This is a genomic window from Salinicola socius (assembly GCF_001937195.1).
GTDB lineage: Bacteria > Pseudomonadota > Gammaproteobacteria > Pseudomonadales > Halomonadaceae > Salinicola > Salinicola socius.
Genome location: NZ_MSDO01000124.1, coordinates 1 through 552 on the forward strand (window position 1 = coordinate 1; position 552 = coordinate 552).

Here is a 552-nt window from a genome sequence, read left to right on the forward strand (position 1 = left end):
TGTACCAGTCACCGTTACGGTCAGCGTCGAGGTGGCGGTGCCGCCCTGACCATCGCTGACGGTATAGCTAACTTGGGTGGTGTCGGTCTGACCCGCGGCCAGGCGATCGAACGCCGTGCCAGGATTGAAGCTGTAGGAGCCATCCGCGTTCAGCGTGAAGGTGCCGCCATTGGAGCCGGTGATGGCCTGACCCACGCTACCTGTTACGCCATTGACTGCACTGACGCTCAGCGTGCCGCCGTCGACATCGCTGTCGTTGGCAAGCACGCCCTGGGCCGCGGCGATATTGAGAGTAGCGTTCTCGCCGGTGCTGCCGGTATCGGCGCGGGCCACCGGGGCGTCGTTGGTGCCGGTCACGGTGATGGTCACCGTCTTGGGCTCACTGACGCCGCCATCGTTATCGGTGGCGGTGTAGCTGAAGGTGACGTCGCGGCTCTCGCCGGCGGCGAGACTGTCGAAGTCGGCACCCGGCGTGAAGCTGTAGCTGCCGTCGGCATTGAACGTCAATGAACCATTGCCGTCACCGACGTTGTCCACGAGTTGGTAGCTGTC

1 protein-coding gene is annotated in these 552 nt (G+C 64.1%); it reads right to left on the bottom strand.

Features of this window, described 5'->3' with window-relative positions; genetic code table 11:
• The coding region (locus BTW07_RS19175) for an Ig-like domain-containing protein (RefSeq protein WP_167369303.1) at window positions 1-552 on the bottom strand (552 nt) is incomplete at both ends.